The organism is Acrocarpospora corrugata, from assembly GCF_009687845.1.
Lineage (GTDB): Bacteria > Actinomycetota > Actinomycetes > Streptosporangiales > Streptosporangiaceae > Acrocarpospora > Acrocarpospora corrugata.
This window is the reverse complement of sequence record NZ_BLAD01000060.1, coordinates 60,032-80,332: the sequence shown is the minus strand read 5'-3', so window position 1 is coordinate 80,332 and position 20,301 is coordinate 60,032. Positions and strand designations below refer to the sequence as shown.

The following is a 20,301-nucleotide window of genomic DNA, read 5'->3' as shown; positions in this document are numbered from 1 at the left end:
TGCCGCGCAGCCAATACCATCGGGGCGCGGTTTCTATCTTTGGGCACCTGTGGAGTGGTTATGGCGGGTTTGGGGACGCGGCGGCCGATGGTGAGCCGGAGCCGGGCCGAAGGGCACCGGGCGGCCACGCCGCTGGAGTTGCTGTTCGATCTGTGTTTCGTGGTGGGGGTGGCGCAGGCGGCGGCCAGTCTGCATCACGCGCTGGCGGAGGGGCACGCGGGCGAGGGGCTCATCGGCTACCTGCTGGTGTTCTTCGCCATCTGGTGGGCCTGGATGAACTTCACCTGGTTCGCCTCCGCGTACGACACCGACGACGCGCCCTACCGGCTGCTGGTGCTGGTGCAGATCGTGGGCGTGCTGATCCTGGCGGCGGGGGTGCCCCGCGCGTTCGCCGACAAGGACTTCAGCCTGATGACCCTCGGGTACGCGATCATGCGGCTGGGCATGGTGGCGCTCTGGTTGCGGGCCGCCAGGGAGGATCCGGCGTCGCGGACGTGCGCCCGCAGGTACGCGATCGGGATCGCGGCCGTGCAGGTGGGGTGGCTGGCACGGCTGGCGGCGGCCGAGTGGGCCGGTCTGGACGGGTACCCGCAGCTGTTCGTCTGGGTGGCGCTGGCGGGGGCGGAGATGGCCGTCCCGGTATGGGCGGAGCGGTCCCAGGAGACGAGCTGGCACCCCCGGCACATCGCCGAACGGTACGGGCTGTTCACGCTGATCGTGCTCGGTGAGTCGGTGCTGGCGGCGACGCTGGCCATTCAGACCGGGCTCGACCGGGGGCTCGCCACGGGGACGCTGCTCTCGGTGGCGCTGAGCGGGGTGGTGATCGTGTTCGGGATGTGGTGGCTGTACTTCGGGCGGCCCGCCCATCTGCTGCTCACCTCCAACCGGGCCTCGTTCCCGTGGGGCTACGGCCACTACCTGATCTTCCTGTCGGCCGCCGCGGTGGGAGCGGGACTGGCGGTGTCCATCGACTACGGCACGCACACCGCGCACATCACCGGGTTCGCGGCGGGCGCGTCGGTGGCCGTGCCGGTCGCGACCTTCCTGCTCAGCGTCTGGTTCGTGCACATCCGCCCGCACCAGGTCGGCCGCCGGACCAACCTCGCGTTCCCCGCGGCGGCCGTCCTGGTCCTGCTCACCCCGCTGACGGCGTTCCCGCTCCCGCTGATCGCGCTCCTGCTGGTCGCCCTCACGGTGACCGTCGAAACCGCCAAGCGCACCGAGGGAGAGACCGCCGACCGAATCTAGGACGGCCAGCCGAAAGGCCCAAACGAAAGCCCAAACGAAAGCTCAGGCGAAGGCTCGGACATGGCTCAGACGAAGGCGGCGACGAGTTCCGCGAACTCCTCCGGCGACATGATCTGGACGCCGAGTTTTTCGGCTTTGTCCCGCTTGGAGCCCGCCTTCTCCCCCGCCACGACCAGGGACGTCTTCGCGGAGACGCTTCCCGATGATTTGCCGCCGGCGCGCTCGACCAGTTCGTTCATCTCGTTGCGGGAGAGCGCCGCGAGCGGCCCGGCCATCGCGCCGGTGACCACCACGGACATCCCGGTCAGCGGCAGCGCAGCCGTATCGACGCCATCGGATTCCCCGGACTCCCCGGATTCGCCGGTTTCTCCGGCGGGCGCCGCGCTGGGGGCGGTCGCGCCCGGTTCGGTCATCGACACCCCGGCCGCGACCAGTTTGTCGATCAGCGGCGCGAGTTCGGCCAGTTCCTCGACCAGCAGGATGGCCTTCTCGGGGCCGACGCCCTCCACCGCCTGCAGCCCGTCCAGGTCGGCGGCCCTGATCGCGTCCATGGTGGCGAAGTGCCGCGCGATCCGCCGGGACATCGAGCGCCCGGTGCCGCGCACGCCGAGCGCGCAGAACACCTTGTTGAGCGGCTTGCCCTTGGCCCGTTCGATGGCGGCGATCAGGTTGTCGGTGCTGAGCTCGGCCATCCGGTCCAGCCCGAGGACCTGCTCCCTGGTCAGCGTGAACAGGTCGGCGAAGTCGGAGATCAGTCCGGCGTCGACCATCTGGACGATCCTGGTCTCGCCCAGCCCCTCGATGTCGAGCTGGTCCCGGCCGGCCGCGTAACTGATGGACGCCACCGCGTGGCAGGCCCGCCCGCGCGCGCACCGCCAGCGCTCCTGCGAGGCGTCGATCTCACCGCCGCACCTCGGGCAGTCGGCGGGGAACACGATCGGCTGCTCGTCCCCGGTGCGGAGACGCACGACCGGCGCCTCGATCCGGGGAATCACGTCACCGGCCTTGTAGACGGTCACCGAATCCCCGAGCATCAGGCCCCGGCGGGCGATGTCGGCGGGATTGTGCAGGGTCGCGTAGGTGACCAGGCTGCCGTCCAGGCGGACGGGTTCAAGCACCGCGCGCGGCGCGATGATCCCGGTCCTGCCCACGTTCCACTCCACCCCGACCAGCTTGGTGACCTTCTCGGTGGCGGGCAGCTTGTACGCGATCGCCCACCGGGGCGCCCGCGAGCTGAACCCGGCCTGCTCCTGGTCGGCGGCCAGATCGCACTTGATCACGATCCCGTCGATGCCGAACTCGAGCTCCGCCCGCGACGCGGCGATCCGCTCGATCCTGGCCTGGATCTCCTCCAGCGTGCCCGCCACGATCCCGGCCACCGGGGTCTCCTCGGTGGTCCGCGCGCCGAAGCCCGCGACCGTCTTCATCAGCTCGCTGTGCGCCAGCTCCCGCAGCCCGGCCGACTCGCCCTCCAGCGGCAGCGCCCCATAGCCGAAGAAGGTCATCTCACACTTGTAGGTGCGTTCCCTGGCGCGCAGGGTGCCGGCGGCGGCGCTGCGCGCGTTCGCGAACGGCACGCCGTCGTGCGCGACGCGGGCCTCGTTGGCGGCCTCGAACTGGGCGGTGGTCATCAGCACCTCGCCCCGGAGTTCCACGGTCACCGGCTCGGTCAGCGTCGCGGGCAGGCCCAGCACGGTGCCGATGGCATGGGACACGTCCTCCCCCGCCACGCCGTCGCCCCGGGTGACCAGCTGGACCAGCCGCCCCGACCGATAGCGCGCCGACACCGCCAGACCGTCCAGCTTGGGCTCCACGCTCCACCGCTCGACCGGCCGCCCCAGCCGCCGCTCCAGGCCCGCCACCCAGGCGGCCAGGTCCTCGGCCGAGAACACGTTGTCCAGGCTCAGCATCGGCACCGTGTGCGGCACATCCCCGACGACGGCTCCCCCGGCGACCTTGCCGGTGGGCGACTCGGCCAGCACCTGCTCGGGATGAGCCGCCTCATACGCCTCGATCCCCCGGACCAACCGGTCATACGTGTCGTCGTCCAGAGCCGTCTCGCCGTCGGCGTAGTAGGCCGCCGCGGCGGCCACCGCCGTCCACACGGCCTCGGCATAGGCGGCCTGGTCGGCGAGGGGCGTGACATGCGGCAAAGGTTCGGCGACACCGCCGGGCTGGGCTTCGGTCATGACTCCATCGTGCACCCCGCCACCGACAGAATCGCCCCGCACGGCAGCGCCCGCCGCCGACGAGATCGGCAGCGGGCGCTCCACTGATATTTCCTGAAATATCAGGAAACCGGGGCGCCGCCCGGCTGGACCACCCCGTTCACCGTCAGCTGGTACGGCGCGTACTGGGTGACCTGCTCGGTCGGCTCGTCGTAGGCCACGATGGCGACGACCTTCTTGAACGGAACCGCCAGCAGCAGTTCCAGCCGGTTCAGCGAGATGCTGGTCTTGCCGTTGAACTCGGCCTGCAGCGCGATCTTGTTGGACTCGTCCAGCCCGATCAGCCGCACGTTCCAGTTCTTCACCTGGACCGGCTTGATCTGGGTCGGCGTCTTGAACGGCGTCAGGCTGGAGCCGTCGCTGACCACCGTGCCGCCGACGGTGATGTCGTCGATGAGCAGGCCGCCCTCGTTGACGCCGCCGTCGCTGATGTACTGGAAGCCGACCAGGATCTGCTGGCCCGCGTACGCCGACAGGTTGAAGCTGTGCGGCTCGAAGCCCGTGGTGGAACCGTTGAGCGACGGGCCGAGCGGGCCGACCACGGTCTGGTCGCCGGGGATCACCGTGTAGGTGGTGCCGCCGTCGGTGGAGACGAGCACGTAGCCGTAGTCGTAGCCCTCCTCGGCGCCGTACTTGGCCAGGAAGCGCAGCGTCGGGTCGGCGGCCGGGACCGTCACCGAGGCCACGGCGGTGGCGTTGATGTTGTTGGCGTTGCCGGACCAGATCACCGGGTTCCCGGCCCTGTCCGGGTCGTTGTTCACGATCGTCCAGGTCAGCGGCTGCGCCGGCAGCGACTTGGCGCCCTTGAAGGTGAGCGAGCGCAGCTCGCTGCCCTTCAGCACGGTGCCGTTGGCCTTCTGCAGCGCGACGTAGTCGGCGCCGTTGGGGGCCGCGCCGGGGTTGTCGTTGACGTTGGGGTTGGCGAAGTTGACGGTGGAGCGCAGGCTCTTGCTGGTCACCCGGCTCTTCGGCACGCCGAGCATGACGCCGCGGGGCGAGTCACCGATGATCTTGTCGACCAGTGTCATCGTCTGGTGGTCGTGCAGCGCCTTGTACGGATCGGAGACCCCCTCGGCCTCCAGCGCCGCGTCCAGGCTGGCGATGCCCTGGTGCTCCCCGTCCCGGTGCAGCCTGGACATGAAGTCGGTGCCGTACCGGTCGTACAGGAAGAGCATCGCGGAGTAGGCGTGGCCGTAGTCGGCGAGGACCTCGTTGGGCTGGCCCTCACCCCACAGGGTCAGCGAGTTCTCCGGGCCGCCGCAGTCGCGCGGGTTGGGGTTGTACTGCGTCTGCACCGAGCCGAAGCCCTGGTAGCAGTAGATGTGGCTGTCGGGGGCGGGGTCGAAGACGGTGCGGGTGGCGTCCACGTAGCCGACCAGGGTCTGCGCGAAGTCCGACAGACCCTCGTTGATCCAGTTCCCCTCGAACGGGTCGGTGTAGTAGTGCAGCAGGTGCTGCCACTCGTGCGCGAAGGTGCCCTCGTACAGGCGGGGGCGGGCCGGGCGGCTGGTGCACAGGTCCGCGGTGGGGGCGTCGGCCGGGCTGGCGCCGGTGCGGTGCGCCCAGTCGAAGGCGTCCACCGTCATGACGTTGCGGTCGGTCCAGTTGTTGATCGCGGAGGAGAAGAAGCCGGCGATGTAGGTGGGGAACGCCGGGAAGTCGAAGAAGTTGTCGTCCCTGACGTTGTCGATCAGCGCCACCGTGCGGTCGCCCTGGCCGGAGTAGTCGCCCGCGATGATCGCCCCGGAGCCGTCCCGGTCCGGCGGGGTGCTGAAGGCCGCCGTCTCCTTGGGGTACATGTTGGTGTCGAACTGGGTGATCAGGTCGGTGACCTGCTGGTCGGTGATCGTGGTCGACCCGGGGATCTGGGCGCGGCAGTCGCCGGCCGGGAAGGCGGTGTCGTTGGCGACCCAGACCTCGATCTTGGAGCCCACGCCGCGCAGCGTGAACGCCTTGGCGTAGGCCTGCCCGACGGTGTCGTCGAGGGCGGGCCAGTTCCTGACCGTGCCGACCGGCGGGGTGGCGGCCGCGGCGGCGGTGCGGGCCTTGCTGACCTTCGGGGTGTACTGGGCGGGAGAGTCGATCTCCTTGCCGTCCAGTTTGGAGATCTTGCCGGTGAATTCGCGTACGTCTCCGGGTGGTGGCGGTGCGGCGCTGGCCGACGCCGGGATCACGGAGAGTAAGGGCAGGACAAGCGCCGTGGCTGCTAACCCGACGAATCGGTTGCGTGCCATGGAACCCCCTTCGGTGCTCGGAACCTCGCGGGTATTCGCCACGCATGACTGAATGCGCTGACATAACGTGACTACCGGTCCTTTCGGTGCGGCACAAGTAGCTTTATCTGCCAATAAACCCAGAGAATTTCGGGATTTCTGGATCTTGCGAGGCACTTGACGTCAAGTCAGATGGCCAGTCAAGGACGATCTCAGGGGCGAATGTCACAATGGCCGCGATGTCAGCTGATCCTCTGGCCCGTGCCGCCGCCTCCCTGTCGGGCCTGGCGTTGGGCGACGCCCTCGGCTCCCAGTTCGCCGATCCCGACAAGATCCACTACCTCGACCAGCGCACGCTGCCGCCCCCGCCGTGGCGCTGGACCGACGACACCGAGATGGCCTGCTCGCTCTTCCGCGTGCTCGCCGACCACGGCCGGATCGACCAGGACGCGCTGGCCGCCGCCTTCGCCGCCCACCACGACCCGGCCCGCGGCTACGGCGCCGCCACCGGGCGCATGCTGGGGCGGATCCGGGCCGGCGGCGACTGGCGGTCGCTGGCGGCCGGGCAGTTCGGCGGCCAGGGCTCGTGGGGCAACGGCGCGGCCATGCGGGTGGCCCCGCTGGGCGCCTGGTTCGGCGGCGATCCGGCCATCGCGGCCGCGCAGGCGCGGCTGTCGGCCGAGGTCACGCACACCCATCCGGAGGCGGCGGCGGGCGCGATGGCCGTCGCCGTGGCCACCTCGATCGCGGTCGCCGGCGACCGCCCCTCCCCCGCCGGCTTCCTCGGCCGGATCCTGCCGCACCTGCCGCCGAGCGAGGTCGCCGACAAGATCGTGCAGGCCGGGCGGCTGCTCGGCGACGCCGACCCGGTCCGGGTGGCCGCCGTGCTCGGCAACGGCAGCGGGGACCGCGTCCAGGACACGGTCCCGCTGACGTTGTGGGCCGCCGCCCGGCATCTGGACGACTACGAGCGGGCCGTGTGGACCACGGCCCGCGCGGGCGGCGACGTCGACACCACCTGCGCGATCGTGGGCGGCATCGTCGGGGTCAGGGCGGGCTCCCTGCCGGCGGACTGGTCGGCCCGGGTGGAGCCGCTGCCGAACTGGGCGCGCGGACCCGTCCCGACCTAACGGGCCCGCGCGCCCCTGAGGGGGTTAGTTCTGCGTGCTCTGCGGCGGTCCGAGGTAGCTGGTCAGCAGCCCGCCGGTGTCCACCACGAGCCTCTGCACGATCACCGTCGGGTCCACCATCCAGAACTTGAGCGTGTGCGCGCCCGGCTGGGTGATGGTGTGCGTGGTGGTCGTCCGGTTGACGTTGTCGGAGGTGTTGCGCTCCCACTGCCGGTTCATCCGGGTGTCGTCCGAGCCGGTGGCGGCGATGACGTCCACCACCTGCGGCGGCCCGTCGTCGATGGATACGGCGTACTTGAGCCCCTCGGTCGGCAGCACGTTGTTGCGCGGTGACAGGAAGGCCGTCACCTTGACGCTGCCGGTGGTGAACAGGTGCATCTTGTACTCCAGGCGCGGGCTGTTCCCGCCCGGCGTCTGCCGCGCCGCCGTGACCGGCACCGGCGTCAGGCCCGCGCCGGTACGGCCGATGCCCGGAATCCGCTTCCACGACACCCCGCCGGAACCGACGGCCTTGGAGTACCGGTCCGCGTCGATCGACACGTACCCGTTGGCCTCCACGAAGCCCTTCACCTGGCCGGTGTTCGGCTTCTGCACGACCGCCTGGACGACCACGCTGGCCCCGCCCGGCCCGGTGACCGTGATCGGCACATTGGTGGTGCCCTTGGGCGCGCGGGACCAGTCGACCCGCAGCGTGCTGCGGACCTGCTTGGCCAGCCGGCCCCGGCTCGGCTCGGCCTTCAGCCAGGAGACCGACGGCTTGATCTGGTAGTCGAACGCCGTGGTTCCCCGGTTGAACACCTCGATGTACTGCTCCGGCTGGCTCTGGTACGGGCTGAACGCGGGCAGCACCGCGGGCGTGGCCGCGTTCGGCCACCAGGCGGCCGAGCCGTCCACGGCGACGCCCATGTCGGCGGCGGCGGGGAGCTGGATGCGCTTGACCGCCGGGAAGATCTCGTCGGGCAGCGCGACGTTGTTCAGTTCGGGCTGCTGCCAGGGCGCGTTCGGGCCGTAGCGGGCGATGTCGCCGTACCCGATCTTGGGCTGGAGCTGCCAGTTCTTCCACTTCCCGCCGGCCAAAGCGGTGTTGTAGTGCGCGTTCATGGCCTGGTCGTCGTCGAACCTGGCTTCGGCCAGCGCGGCCAGGTCGTTGGTGGCGGCCCGGCCCTGGGCGGCGTAGCGGATGTTGTCGAACTCGGCCAGGCGCAGCGCGTACAGGTTGGCGGTGGCCTTGACCTGGTAGAGCACCAGCTGGAAGTAGGCGTCCTGGGCCCCTGAGCCGAGCTGGCGGCCGATCTTCTCGGCCTTCGCCGAGAGGGTGGCCCACTCGGCGGTCACCCGTTCCATCTCGCGGTAGTTGGTCAGGCTGTAGGGGCTGGCCTGGTCGTCGTAGAGCACGGCGCTGGAGTCGGTGGACAGGTCCTTGGCCGGGTCCAGGCTGATCAGGCGGTTGAGCAGCTCCGGCTTGCGGCGGGACTGCAGGGCGGCGTAGCTGTGCAGGACGTCGGCGATGGCCTCGGCCCGGTCGTCGCCGAAGTTCTGGGCCGCGTACTGCTTCTCCCACTCGGGCAGCTTCTCCAGCGGCCACTTGTCCGGGTTCCAGGCGTAGTCGAGGAAGAACTGGAGCGGGAGCTCCTCGTTCTTCATGTCGCCGACGTTGACCACCCAGAGGCGGTCCACACCGTACTTGTAGGAGAGGTTGAGCTGCTCCCAGATGTTGGGCAGCTGGTTGGTGTCCACCCACTTGTAGTTGCGGCCGCCGCCGACGTAGTCGTAGTGGTAGTAGAGGCCGTAGCCGCCGGCCCGGGGCGGCGCGCTCTGGTCGGGCAGCTTGCGCATGTTGCCCCAGTTGTCGTCGGTGAAGACGACGGTCACGTCATCGGGCACCCGCAGGCCGCGGTCCCAGTAACGCTGGACCTCCTTGTAGAGGGTCCACACCTGCGGGATCGTGGTGACGTCCTTGCCTGACTCCTCGGCCAGGATCTGGCGTTCGCTGGCGATGATGCTGCTCATCAGGTCGATGCCGTCGCCGTCGGGGAGGCTCACGTCGCCGTTGCCGCGCATGCCGAGCGTGACGACGCCCTCGAAGTTCTCGTTCTTCATCCGGCGGATGCCGTCCCGCCAGTACGCCTTGATCGCGTCCGGGTTGCGGCGGAAGCTCCACTCGCCGGTCCCGCCGTACGGGTCGTGGCCCGGCGTGACGATGTTCCCGGCCGAGTCGCGCACCGCGGCCACGGCGTGCCGGTTCCACTCCTCGATGCCGCGCATCATGGGCGCCTCGTGCGAGGTGCCCATCACCACGCCGTACGCGGTCGCGGTGGCGTGGTTCTGCGGGTCGTCCTCGGCGAACGCGCGCCCCCAGACGGCCGGCCACAGGTAGTTGGCCTTCAGCCGGAGCATGGTCTCGAAGACCTTCGCGAACAGGTTCCGGTTGAAGCCGCCCTCGAAGCCGGGCGCGAGGCCGGGGCCGAAGAACTCGGGGCCCCAGGTGCCGAGCGCGGGGTTCTCGTCGTTGATGAAGAAGCCCCGGTACTTCACGGCGGGGGTGCCCTGGGTGTGGCGGCCAGGCTCGACGTACAGCGAGCCCCGGTGCCGGACCGGCACGTCGTCCCACCAGTACCAGGGCGAGACGCCGATCTCCTTGGACACGTCGTAGGCGCCGAAGATGGTGCCGCGCTGGTCGCTGCCGGCGATCACGAAGGCGCTCCGCACGCCCGGCAGCGGGTTTCGGACGACCTGTTCGATGGTGGTCTCCCACTTGCCCGCGATACTGGACACGTCCAGTTTCCCGGCGGCGACCAGGCCGTCCACGAGCGGGCTGCGGCCGAGCGTGCCGACGATGACCACGTCGCCCTGGGTCGGCGTCTGGTTGGACACCGCCGGGCGCACGCCGGTCACCTTCTGGATGTCGGACTGCAGGTCGCCGACCACCCGCAGCACGCCGGGATGGTCGCTCGCGCTGACCACCAGCGGGGCCGCCCTGCCCCCGGCCACCAGCGGGAATCGCCCGTTCCCCGGGCTGCTCACGATGTACGAGTCATTCTGGGCGCCCGCCTCGGCGGGCACCGCCGTCACCCCCGCGGTGATCACCAGCGCGGCGGCCAACAGGATTCTGGACATGACGGAACCTGCGGAGAGCCTTGCCATGAGCGACCTCCGGATACGGTCAATCGAAAGTTTCTGTAGCCAATCGAAACTTTCACCAACGGCGCAACCCGGGATGTTAGACCCGGCGTCCTACCCGGTCAACCACGGACGGTAAGTGCGCAGAGTCACCGAATGTAAGTTTCAGCTGGAACGTTCGAAGACGATCCGCCGCAGCCGGTCGGCCGAAGGCCGGTCCAGGATGCGCACCCCGTGCGCCGGTGGCAGCGTGCCTGACCTGGCCCGGGTCAGCAGCCGCTGCCAGCGCCGCCGGTGCCGGGCGAAGGTCACCTCGGGCACGACGCGGCCGCGGGTGACCTGGCCGGCCCTGGCGGTCTCCGGCGGGACGTCCAGCAGAACCACGTGCAGCCGGCGGCCGGTGAGGCGGGCCAGCAGGGCGAAGCCGTACAGCAGGTGCGGCCAGGCGGCCCGGGAGTGGGCGACCACGGGGCGCCCGTTCGGGAGGGCGCGGGCGATCCGCCAGAGGTGGGTGACGTGCACGACCAGGCTGCGGCCCCGGCGGGGCAGGCGGGCGAGCAGCCGGGCCCAGCGGACCCGGACCTGGCGGGAGTCGATCACCAGGGTGCCGTGCCTGAGGACCGGGTGGGTCTCGTCGCCGCGCAAGCCGTACAGCTGGTTCAGCAGGGTGCTCTTGCCCGCGCCGGGCAGGCCGGTGAGCAGGACCAGCGCCCGCGGCGGGAAGGCGATCTCCAGCGCGGTGCTCCTGGGCATCAGGCCCGCACTTGAGAAGGCATGCTGGACACGATAACCGGTACGGGGGGATGACAGCGGGTCCTCACTGGACCCGACTGCGGCGGTGAAAGTTACACCCGCGGCCTGCGGGTCCTGGCGGCCGGGCGGGACAGCGCTTGTCGGGCGGCCGGGGCTGCGTAGCGTGTTCGCGTGTGCGCAGCAACCTACCCTCCATCATCCTGGTCGCCGCCCTGGTAGTCGCGGGCAGCGCGACGCCGGCCGCGGCCGTAGCCGCCGAGGGTCCGCGGCTGTCGGTCGACCTGACCGCGGGGCGGCACCCGATCAGTCCCTACGTCTACGGGACCAACTTCACCGACGAGGCGCTGGCCGACGAGCTGGGCCTGCCGGTCCGCCGGTGGGGCGGAAACGCCACCACCCGCTACCACTTCCGCCACGACACCACCAACCGGGCCTCGGACTGGTTCTTCGAGAACATCGAGGAGGAGAACGCGAACCCGGCCGCGCTGCCGGACGGCTCCTCCACCGACGAGTTCGTCGAGCAGGACCGGCGAACCGGCACCGCCTCCATCCTCACCCTGCCGCTGATCGGCTGGGCGCCGAAGGCCCGCGACGGCTCCTGCGGCTTCTCGGTCGCCAAGTACGGCCCGCAGCAGCGCACCGACGAGTGGCGTCCCGACTGCGGCAACGGCGTACGCCCCGACGGCACGCCGATCACCGGCAACGACCCGCACGACACCAGCGTCGAGGTGGGCGCCGCGTACATCACGGACTGGCTCGGCCATCTCACCGGCAAGTACGGCACCGCCGCCCAGGGCGGGGTGAAGTTCTACAACCTGGACAACGAGCCGGACATCTGGCACAGCACCCACCGGGACGTGCACCCCGTCGGCGCGAGTTCGGCCGAACTGCGCGACCGGGCCTACCTGATCGGCGCGGCCGTCAAGGCGGCCGACCCCGGCGCGAAGACGCTCGGCCCGGTCGGCTGGGGCTGGACCTCGTGGGACTACTCCGGCCTGGACCAGGAGACCTGCGCCAGGACCGGCTGCTGGGGCGACCCGCCGGACCGGCCCGCGCGCGGCGGCCTGCCCTTCACCACCTGGTACCTGCAGCAGATGAAGAACTACCAGGACCAGCACGGCGTCCGGGTGCTCGACTACTTCGACATGCACTTCTACCCGCAGGCGGGCGGGGTCGCCTTCGGCGGCGGCGGTGACCCGGCCGTGAACGCGCTGCGGCTGCGCTCCACCCGCGCGCTGTGGGATCCGGCGTACACCGACGAGAGCTGGATCGGCGCCCAGGTGCGGCTCATCCCCCGGATGAAGGAGCTGGTCGCCGCCAACTACCCCGGCACCGGCACCGCGATCACCGAGTACAACTGGGGCGCGCTCGACCACGTCAACGGCGCGCTCACCCAGGCCGACATCTTCGGCATCTTCGGCCGCGAGGGCCTCGACCTGGCCACGCTGTGGTCCCCGCCGTCGTCGGCCCAGCCCGGCGCGTACGCGTTCCGGATGTACCTGAACTACGACGGCGCGGGCGGCCGGTTCGGCGACGTCTCGGTCCGCTCCGCCAGCGCCGACCAGGACCGGCTCTCCGTGTACGGCGCCGAGCGGGCCGCCGACGGCGCGCTCACCATGATGGTCGTCAACAAGAGCGGCACCGACCTGACCAGCGCCGTCGACGTCACCGGCCGCTTCGCCCCGACCGCCCAGGTCTACCGGTACGGCGCGGGCGCCCTGACGGCCATCACCCACGCCCCCGACCAGGCGCTCACCAAGACCGCCACCGGCTCGACCCTCACCCACACCTTCCCCGCCGACTCGATCACCCTCTTCGTGGTCCCCCGGCAGAAGGCGGAAGCCCGCTACCGCAACCTGGACAACTCCACCAGGGACAAAACGATCAAGCCCGCCTTCCAGGCGTCCAACCCGGGCCCGCAGCCGATCGCGCTCAACCGGGTGACGATGCGCTACTGGTTCACCCGCGACGGCGGCTCCCCCATCACCCTCGCCTGCGGGCAGGCCCAGCTCGGCTGCTCCAAGATCACCAGAAAGGTGGTGCCGCTGACCACGCCTCGCCCGGGCGCGGACGCCTACCTGGAGGTCGGCTTCACCGCCAACGCCGGGACGCTCGGCCCCGGCCAGTCCAGCGGCCGGATCGAGCTGTGCCTGACCAAGAACAATGGCACGTTCACCGAGACCGGCGACCACAGCTGGGCCGCCCCGGCCGCCGGCTACGCGAACAATCCCAAGGTCACCGTCTATGTGGACGGTGTCAGGGTGGCGGGCACGGAACCGTGACAGAACAGGGCGCGGCGGCCCCCCTGCCGCCGCGCCCGACCGGCTTGAGACACTTGCGACCATGAGTTTTCTGCTGGCCCTCAGCGACCTGCACATCGGGTACCCGGAGAACCGCGAGATCGTCGACCGGATCCGGCCCCGGACGCCGTCGGACTGGCTGCTGGTGCCGGGGGACATCTCGGAGAAGGTCGCCGACATCGAGTGGGCGCTGGGGCTGCTGGCGTCCCGGTTCGAGAAGGTGGTGTGGGCCCCGGGCAACCACGACCTGTGGACCCATCCCGCCGATCCCGACCCGCTGCGCGGCGTGGAGCGGTACGAGCGGCTGGTGAAGTCCTGCCGGGAGCTCGGGGTGGTGACGCCGGAGGATCAGTACCCGACCTGGACCGGGCCCGAGGGGCCTGTCGTCGTCGCGCCGATGCTGCTGCTGTACGACTACACCTTCCGGATGCCCGGCGTGGACACCAAGGAGGAGGCGCTCCGGCGGGCGCACGCGGCCGGGGTGGTGTGCACCGACGAGGTGGTGCTGCACCCGGATCCGTACCCGACCATCGACGCGTGGTGCGCGGCCCGGCTGGAGGAGACCGAACGCCGCCTCGCCGAGCTTCCGCCAGGTACGGCGACCGTGCTGGTCAACCACTACCCGCTGGTCCGGGACCCGACGTTCGTGCTGCGCTATCCGGAGTTCGCGATCTGGTGCGGCACCGCGGGCACCGCCGACTGGCACGTCCGCTTCAACGCCCGCGCCGTCGTCTACGGCCACCTGCACATCCCCCGCACCACCTGGTACGACGGGGTGCGCTTCGAGGAGGTGTCGCTGGGCTACCCGCGCGAATGGTCGCCGCGCGCCGCCCCGCCCGGGGTGCTGCGGCAGATCCTGCCTAGTCCGGCAGCGTGATCGCGGTCACCACCAGGCCGGACTCGCACAGCCAGCGCCCGTCGAAGCCGGTCAGGCCGCGCGGCCCCGGCACCAGGAAACGCGCCGCGAAGGTGCCGCCAGGGTCGAGGGAGATCTCCGCCTCCTCGAAGCCGAGCCAGCGGCGGGCCAGCGGGAACCACGCCTTGTAGACCGACTCCTTGGCGCTGAACAGCAGCCGGTCCCAGTGCGCGGGCCCGTCCAGCTCCGTCAGCGCCCGCCGTTCGGCCGGGAGCGCGATGGTGTCCAGCACGCCGTCCGGCAGCGGCGCGTTCGGCTCGGCGTCGATGCCGACCGTGACCGCCGTCAGCGAGAGCGCCGCCGCGCGGTAGCCGTCGCAGTGGGTGATCGCGCCGACCACGCCGGGCGGCCAGCCGGGCGCGCCGCGCTCGCCCGGCACGATCGCCGCGGGCGGGACGCCCAAGCGGGCCATGGCCTGCCGGGCGCAGTACCTGGCCGTGGTGAACTCGCGCCGCCGCTTGTCGACCGCGCGCGCGATGTACTGCTCCTCCTCGGGGAAGAGCGTGACCCCCGCCGGGTCGTCGAACGCCTCGACGCTCGTCACCCAGGACGGCAGGATCTTCTCGATCAAACGAACTCCATCCAAGGATTTAGAGCGAGAGTCCCAGCAGGCCGGTCTGCACGCCCAGGGACACGCCCACTTGCAGGCCGTTGCCGCCGAGCAGCGGCGCCCCGACCGACGCCTCGACGTCCAGGACCGGGTCCCTGGTCGGCACGAGCGGCGGAGGCGGCGTCGCGGCGTCCTTCTCCGGCACGGTCACCGGTTCGACGGTCTCGGCCGGAGCCGCCGTGGTGGGAATGGTGGCTCTGCCTGCCGTCCCCTTCGACGCCGTCGCCGTCGGGCTGGGTGAGGAGCTGCCCGTGGGCGTGGCCGTACGCGGAGAGCCGGACTCCTCGGCGGCCACGGCCGGTTCGCGGTCCGGCAGCGGCCTGCTGTTCCTGACCGGCTCGACGACCGCGAAACTGGGGGTCGGCAGCAGGGTCACCCGGGTCGGCGGGGGCGGGGACGCGGCCTGGTTCGACTGCCGGGACGGGCGGTCCCCGGCGGAGAGGGCCACCACCACGACCGCGGCGGCGGTGAGGGCGACCAGTGTGGCGATCCTGACCCGGCTCGGCCGGGCGACCGGGGGCGGTACCGGCTCGGGGACGGCGTCCGGGTAGGCGGCGGCCAGCGCGGCCAGCGCCACCCGGCCGAGACGCTCCCAGTCGGGTCCTAGCGCGGCCACCGCGACCGTCTCGACCTCGGCCGCGAACTGCGCCGCCGAAGCGGGCCGGTGCTGCGGAGCCTTGGCCAGGCCGCGTTCGACCAGCCGCCGCAGCTCCTCAGGCACCTGCTCGACCGGCGGCGGCGCGGTCCGGTGCAGCCAGCCCAGCCGCGCCACCCCGGAGGCGTGGAACGGCGCGTCACCGGTGACGCACTCGAAGAAGACCGCGGTCGCCGCGTACATGTCACTCGCCGGGCTCGCGGGCGCGCCCCGCCACAATTCGGGCGCCTGGTAGGCGGGGGCCTCCACCGGCACCTCGTCCAGCCGGATCCCCCCGGCCGGGGTGACGACCACGCCCTCCGGCGCCAGCTCCCCCTGGGGGCGCCCGTCCCGGTGGGCCGCGGCCAGCGCGACCAATGATCCTTTCAGGACCAGCAGGGCCGCCGCGAAACCGGTCGCGCCCTCTTCCCTGATCAGCAGGCGTAGCTTGACCCCGTCGCCCACGCTCGCGGCGCCGCCCTCTTCCTCGACTGTCTCGACGTTCTCGTGCCAGGCTCCGTCCGGGCCCGCCATGACGGCCCTCCCTGAATAGGGGGTCCAACCACCTTATCTACGGACGTTAGCCACGTGCGCCTCAACTGTCGAGACCGCCGAAATCCCGCCTCTCGACAGACCGCGTCCCGCGTTTCACGATGAGATCGCGAACAACTGGGGAGGTGCCGTGGCGCGGAGGTCCTGGGGTGACATCGCGTTCGGTGGGTTTCTGGTCCTGACCGTGGCGGGCGTGACCGCGCTGCTGATCCGGCCGCCCTCGGCGTCCGGTCCGGCGCGGCCGCTGATCACGCCCGCCTTTCCGGCGCAGCTGGCCGCCTTCCCGTCCGTACGGGAGGTCTGGCCGGACGCCGTCGTCAAGGTCCCGGCCTGGTCGTTCCGGGACTGGGCGCTCCGCCCGCTGGCCCGGATGGACCCCACCCGGGTGCTCATGGAGGAGGTCGGCGACCCGGGCGAGGACTCCGGACTGGTCGCCTTCAACCTCCAGATGGGCCTGGGCGTGCCGCTCGGCGCCATCCCGAACCGGCGCGGGCGCGAGGAGCACGAGATCACCGCGGCCACCGCCGCGGACGGCGCGGTCGCCTGGTACCGCACCGTCGAGGAGAAGTCCCGCACGGTCGGCGAGATCTGGTCCATGCTCGAGAAGGACGGCAAGGCCGTCCTGCTGACCACCGTCCTCGACGTGACCGTCGGCCGCGACCCCAAACTGGTCATCGACGGCGAGAACCTGTTCTGGTCCTTCCCGCACGGCGGCGTCGACCGCGTCCCGCTCAAGGGCGGCACGGTCGAGCGTGTCCGCTACACCGAGGGCATGCGGATGAAGGACTGGCCCTGGATCGGCGACGACCGCCGCCTGCTCAACCTCGTCACCGGCGAGCGCATCACCGTCCGCGCCCCCGCCGACGCCGACGTCAACTGCGGCTTCCGCTGGTGCGTCGGCACCCAGATCGTCTCCACCACCACGGTCCGCGTCTTCATCCAGCGCCCCGACGGCTCCCGCCGCACCATGCTCCCGCCCTGGGTGGTCTTCCCGTTCGGCCTCCTCGGCCAGCGCTACCTCCTCCTCCAGACCGTCCCCCCGCACGGCTCCCCCGCCGGCGACAAAGCCCCCAGCTCCATCGTCTACGACCTCGACACCGGCCTAACCGCCACCCTGATGACCCTGTACGGCACCGAACCCGTCCTCGGCGCCGGCGGCGTCAACCCCGGCGTGGCCGACCCCCTCGTCTACTGGGCCACCTCCGACAAGGCCACCACCGCCCCCAAAAGCGAATCCAAACGCAACCTGGTCCGCTCCGCCGCCGACTTCGCCCTGACCCACCAGGGCGTAGACGCCCTCTTCGCCGTCCCCGAGAAGTACTGGCTCCTCGACACCTCATCCATCACCGGCTGACCCAATTATAAGTGGACCTATTATAGGTCCACTTATAATTGGGAATGAGGACGCGCGGCCTGCTGGGCAGGCCGCGCATCGGTGGGCAGGTCAGGGGAACATGCGGACGGCGTCGCAGCCGAAGAAGCGGTAGGTCTCGCCGGTTCGTGGGGAGAAAGAGCCGGCCAGGCAGGCTTCGGTGGAGGTGCGGGTCAGGTCGGTGTCGTGGGCGGTGAAGGTCATCAGCATGTCCCAGTCGAGGTCGATGAAGATCTCCAGGGGGCCGCGTTCGATGCTGAGGGTTCGCACGCCGATGTTGTGGATGGGGGGCGCGCCGTGGGCGGCGGCGCCGTTTCTGGTGCCGAAGCGGACGGTTTCCGGCTTGATCTTGGTGGCGTCGAAGGCGAGTGGGAGGTTGTACTCGCCGGCGCGGGTGGTCAGGGCGGCGACCGGGACGACGCCGTGGGCGAGGTTGACCAGGTTGGGGTTGAGGCCGGGCACGATGTTGATCGCGATCGGCACAATGCAGTCGACCGTGAAGGTGGTCTGGCGCTGGTTGTTGGCGGGCGTGGGGTCGGAGTCGTCCGCGCCGGCGGGAGCGACGGCGCCGGTCACCGTGTAGGTGTGCGGGCCTGGCTGCGCGCAGCCGATGGTGACCGTCTTCTGGATCGTCCGGGGGGAGCCGGCGGCCAGGGCGGCCACGGCGGTGGCGACCGACGCGGGGGTGATGGTCGCGCCGGTGGAGGCCGTCGCGGCGGTGGTCAGGGTGGCGTTCATCGGGGTGGACGGGCCGCCGTTGGCGACCGTGCCGGTGACCGTCACGGGCAGGGTTTGCCCGATCAGGATCTGGCTGGGGGCGTCGGCCTGGAGCGCGGTGACCGACAGGTCGGCGACGGCGACCACCCGGGTGGTGGCCGTGGCCTCGTTGTTGGCCGGGGTGGGGTCGGGGCCGGCCAGGTTGCTGACGACCGCCCGGTTGGTGAGCGTCTTCGGGCCGCCGTTGGCGTGGACCAGGCCGGCGGGCACGCTCGCCCGGAGGGTGACCCGGGCGCTCGCGCCGACCGCCAGTTCGCCCAGGTTGCAGGTGACGGTGGCGCCGGAGGCCGTACAGGAGGAGGAGCCGCCGGTGTAGGTGACGTCGGCGGGGAGGGTGTCGACGATCCGGACCGAGGTGGCGGGGTTGTCGCCCGCGTTCGCGGCGGTGACCGTGTAGGTGAGCTCGGTGCCGGCCGCGACCGGGTCGGGGCTGTCGGTGACGGCCACCGACAGGTCGGTGGTGTTCAGGTCCCGCCAGATCTGATCGAGGCGGGCGGTGGTGGGTTCGTGCGTGTCGACCCGGTTGACCGGGGCGTTGGCGGAGTCGCCGAACTGGCGGAACGGCAGCGAGATGAAGCTCCAGTCGTCGGAGCCGCGCAGCGTGCCGTCGGTGGTGCCGTTCATGCACTCCACGGGCTCGCCGTTGAGGCCGGCCGTGTCGATGTTGGCGATCACCGGGTTGTCGAACGGCGGGTCGGCGCGGTCGCCGTTCCAGTCGGGCCGCGCGTCCAGGTCGTGGGTGCCCCGCCGGCCGGCGCCGTTCACGAAGACGAACCGGTTGACCGGGTCGGCGCCGTCCGGGATCACGTTCTCGTTGAGCTGGTTCTCGACCAGGTTGGCGAGCGGCGCGTTGCCGCGGGTGGCGCCGTCGAAGGCGATCCTCGGCGGGGAGTAGTCGAGCACGCGCCCGCCGCCCTGGCGGCCGATCCCGGCGCCGGCGGTGAAGTAGTTCATGATGCTGACGTAGTTGGGCTTGCAGTTGGCCTCCTCGAAGCCGCCGTGGTCGAGGAAGAGGGTGTGGCCCAGCTCGTGCATGACGCTGACGCCGTTGTTGTTGAAGTCGATGAAGTCGTTGCCGCCGTACTCGCCGCTGCCGCCGGGGGCGTCGGTGCAGCCGTCGGGGTTGGCGCTGATGCCGTAGCGGAAGATCAGGCGGCGGGCCTTGTCGAACATCTGGTCCTTGGCGGCGTAGAAGGCGGCGTCCAGGTCGCAGGCGGTCAGGCCGGAGATCATGTTGCCGCGCCCGTTGGCGCCCAGCGGGTCGCCGATCAGGCAGTCGGGGTCGTCGTCGTCGGTACGGCCGTCGCCGTCGTCGTCGGCGTTGTTCTGGCAGTTGCCGGGACCGGGGTCCTCGACGTCGCCGTCCAGGGTCAGGCAGTCGGTGTCGCGGCCGTCGGTCAAGCCGTCCGCGCCGTTGTCGAGGCCGTCGTGGCAGGTGCCGGCCGGGGTGCCCTCGCGGAGGGTGGCGTCGGCCAGGTTGCCCATGTCGACGTGGAGATTGATGCCGCGCGTCCCGTCCGGGTTGGGCTGGGCGCTGACGCCGCCTCTGGTGCCGGACAGGGTGCCCGCGTTCATGGGGGCCGCCGCGAACGCGGCCTTCATCGCGGTCACGTCCTCCTTGCTCAGGTTGCGGCCCTGCTCGTAGTCGAGTTCGAGGAACAGGTCCTTGTGGTTGACGTCGGCGCCCATCGCGGGCAGGTCGACGTCGATGGTGCCGTCGCCGTCGGCGTTGTAGCCGTTGCGCTCCCAGCCGTCCAGCAGGCCGTCCCCGTCGGCGTCCGCGCCTGGCGTGGTGCTGACGTCGAAGCAGACCTCGACGCGCGGCTCATCGTCGTCGTCCCCGTCGCCGGTGGCGCACGACTGCGGCCAGTTCACGTCCCCCGACCACCGGCCGTCGGCGTAGTTGACGGTGAAGTCCAGGGTGTTGTCGTCGTTGCGCGGGCTGGTGTCGCCGAGGTCGTCGCCGGACGTGCTGTCGTGGTCCCAGATCTGGATGGCGACCGGCACGCCGGCCGCGTTCTCGTCGACCTGCTGGGTGACCGCCCAGTACGGCTCGATCAGTTCCTGGTCCTCCGCGCCGCGCGGCGTTCGGTGTTCGGCGCCGTTGATGAAGACCTTGGCGTAGAAGTCGGCGGCGGACTCGCCCGAGTCCTCCAGGCCGTCGTTGCGGCAGTCGTCGACGCAGCGCACCTTGGTGATCGTGATGGTGAGCGGTTTGGTGGCGAGCGCCCGCGCCGCCGTGGGCGGCAGCAGCGCCGCCACGAGCAGGATCGCCGTCAGAACCGCGATCCACGACCTTCGTAAGGCCATGTCGTTTCCCCTCCGTAAGAGTGCTTTCCCGTGCTCTCACGGTGGGTGCGGGAGGGGCGCGGAGGCGTGAGTAGCCTCCTACACAATGTTTCTTGACGCGGGGTGTTGGCGATCATAGTGTCGGCGGGAACGCTCCCA

At 71.0% G+C, this 20,301-nt stretch carries 12 protein-coding genes; 5 read left to right on the top strand and 7 right to left on the bottom strand.

The features are described from left to right. Positions 1 to 60 precede the first annotated feature (60 nt). Entirely contained in the window at positions 61 to 1,248 is a 1,188-nt protein-coding gene (locus Acor_RS23370) for a low temperature requirement protein A (protein WP_218034435.1), read from the top strand. Positions 1,249 to 1,313: 65 nt separating this feature from the next. On the opposite strand, the gene ligA is transcribed toward Acor_RS23370, so the two are convergent. Then, positions 1,314 to 3,437, bottom strand: coding sequence for an NAD-dependent DNA ligase LigA (gene ligA / locus Acor_RS23365; RefSeq protein WP_155338856.1), 2,124 nt, complete (start codon positions 3,435 to 3,437; stop codon positions 1,314 to 1,316). A gap of 101 nt (positions 3,438 to 3,538) precedes the next feature. Further along, positions 3,539 to 5,710 carry a choice-of-anchor J domain-containing protein gene (locus tag Acor_RS23360; protein ID WP_155338855.1) on the bottom strand — a complete coding sequence of 724 codons (2,172 nt, stop codon included), beginning with the start codon at positions 5,708 to 5,710 and terminating at the stop codon, positions 3,539 to 3,541. A 218-nt stretch (positions 5,711 to 5,928) separates the two neighbouring features. Here Acor_RS23360 and Acor_RS23355 point away from each other — a divergent pair, with 218 nt between their 5' ends. Continuing rightward, positions 5,929 to 6,819 carry an ADP-ribosylglycohydrolase family protein gene (locus Acor_RS23355; RefSeq protein ID WP_155338854.1) on the top strand — a complete coding sequence of 297 codons (891 nt, stop codon included), beginning with the start codon at positions 5,929 to 5,931 and terminating at the stop codon, positions 6,817 to 6,819. 24 nt (positions 6,820 to 6,843) lie between these two features. On the opposite strand, the gene Acor_RS23350 is transcribed toward Acor_RS23355, so the two are convergent. Together Acor_RS23350 and Acor_RS23345 are read right to left on the bottom strand one after the other, a co-directional pair. Then, positions 6,844 to 9,936: a glycosyl hydrolase 115 family protein gene (locus Acor_RS23350; protein WP_218034434.1), complete on the bottom strand. Its 3,093-nt coding sequence runs from the start codon at positions 9,934 to 9,936 to the stop codon at positions 6,844 to 6,846. Positions 9,937 to 10,104: 168 nt separating this feature from the next. Continuing rightward, positions 10,105 to 10,692 (bottom strand): AAA family ATPase, encoded by a 588-nt coding sequence (locus Acor_RS23345; protein WP_155338852.1) that lies wholly within the window; start codon positions 10,690 to 10,692, stop codon positions 10,105 to 10,107. Positions 10,693 to 10,865: 173 nt separating this feature from the next. Here Acor_RS23345 and Acor_RS23340 point away from each other — a divergent pair, with 173 nt between their 5' ends. Both Acor_RS23340 and Acor_RS23335 read left to right on the top strand, forming a co-directional pair. After that, positions 10,866 to 12,974, top strand: coding sequence for a glycoside hydrolase family 44 protein (locus tag Acor_RS23340; protein WP_155338851.1), 2,109 nt, complete (start codon positions 10,866 to 10,868; stop codon positions 12,972 to 12,974). A gap of 61 nt (positions 12,975 to 13,035) precedes the next feature. Next, entirely contained in the window at positions 13,036 to 13,869 is an 834-nt protein-coding gene (locus Acor_RS23335) for a metallophosphoesterase family protein (protein ID WP_155338850.1), read from the top strand. On the opposite strand, the gene Acor_RS23330 is transcribed toward Acor_RS23335, so the two are convergent. Beyond that, a complete protein-coding gene (locus Acor_RS23330; protein WP_155338849.1) occupies positions 13,853 to 14,479 on the bottom strand; it encodes a 4'-phosphopantetheinyl transferase family protein in 627 nt (208 codons plus the stop codon). The two genes, Acor_RS23335 and Acor_RS23330, sit on opposite strands and share 17 nt — an antisense overlap. Positions 14,480 to 14,498: 19 nt before the next feature. Then, positions 14,499 to 15,686 (bottom strand): protein kinase family protein, encoded by a 1,188-nt coding sequence (locus Acor_RS23325; RefSeq protein ID WP_155338848.1) that lies wholly within the window; start codon positions 15,684 to 15,686, stop codon positions 14,499 to 14,501. Between the two features lie 148 nt (positions 15,687 to 15,834). On the opposite strand from Acor_RS23325, the gene Acor_RS23320 reads away from it, so the two are divergent. Then, entirely contained in the window at positions 15,835 to 17,058 is a 1,224-nt protein-coding gene (locus Acor_RS23320; RefSeq protein ID WP_155338847.1) for a hypothetical protein, read from the top strand. 90 nt (positions 17,059 to 17,148) lie between these two features. On the opposite strand, the gene Acor_RS23315 is transcribed toward Acor_RS23320, so the two are convergent. Then, entirely contained in the window at positions 17,149 to 20,163 is a 3,015-nt protein-coding gene (locus Acor_RS23315; RefSeq protein ID WP_155338846.1) for a DUF11 domain-containing protein, read from the bottom strand. Between the last annotated feature and the right edge of the window lie 138 nt (positions 20,164 to 20,301).

Excerpts from the sequence above, each read along its gene's own strand:
- Acor_RS23350 (WP_218034434.1), bottom strand. The coding sequence starts at position 9,936 with ATGTCCAGAATCCTGTTGGCCGCCGCGCTGGTGATCACCGCGGGGGTG.
- Acor_RS23315 (WP_155338846.1), bottom strand. The coding sequence starts at position 20,163 with ATGGCCTTACGAAGGTCGTGGATCGCGGTTCTGACGGCGATCCTGCTC.
- Acor_RS23370 (WP_218034435.1), top strand. The coding sequence starts at position 61 with ATGGCGGGTTTGGGGACGCGGCGGCCGATGGTGAGCCGGAGCCGGGCC.
- Acor_RS23345 (WP_155338852.1), bottom strand. The coding sequence starts at position 10,692 with ATGCCCAGGAGCACCGCGCTGGAGATCGCCTTCCCGCCGCGGGCGCTG.
- Acor_RS23360 (WP_155338855.1), bottom strand. The coding sequence starts at position 5,710 with ATGGCACGCAACCGATTCGTCGGGTTAGCAGCCACGGCGCTTGTCCTG.
- Acor_RS23335 (WP_155338850.1), top strand. The coding sequence starts at position 13,036 with ATGAGTTTTCTGCTGGCCCTCAGCGACCTGCACATCGGGTACCCGGAG.
- Acor_RS23355 (WP_155338854.1), top strand. The coding sequence starts at position 5,929 with ATGTCAGCTGATCCTCTGGCCCGTGCCGCCGCCTCCCTGTCGGGCCTG.
- Acor_RS23325 (WP_155338848.1), bottom strand. The coding sequence starts at position 15,686 with ATGGCGGGCCCGGACGGAGCCTGGCACGAGAACGTCGAGACAGTCGAG.
- ligA (WP_155338856.1), bottom strand. The coding sequence starts at position 3,437 with ATGACCGAAGCCCAGCCCGGCGGTGTCGCCGAACCTTTGCCGCATGTC.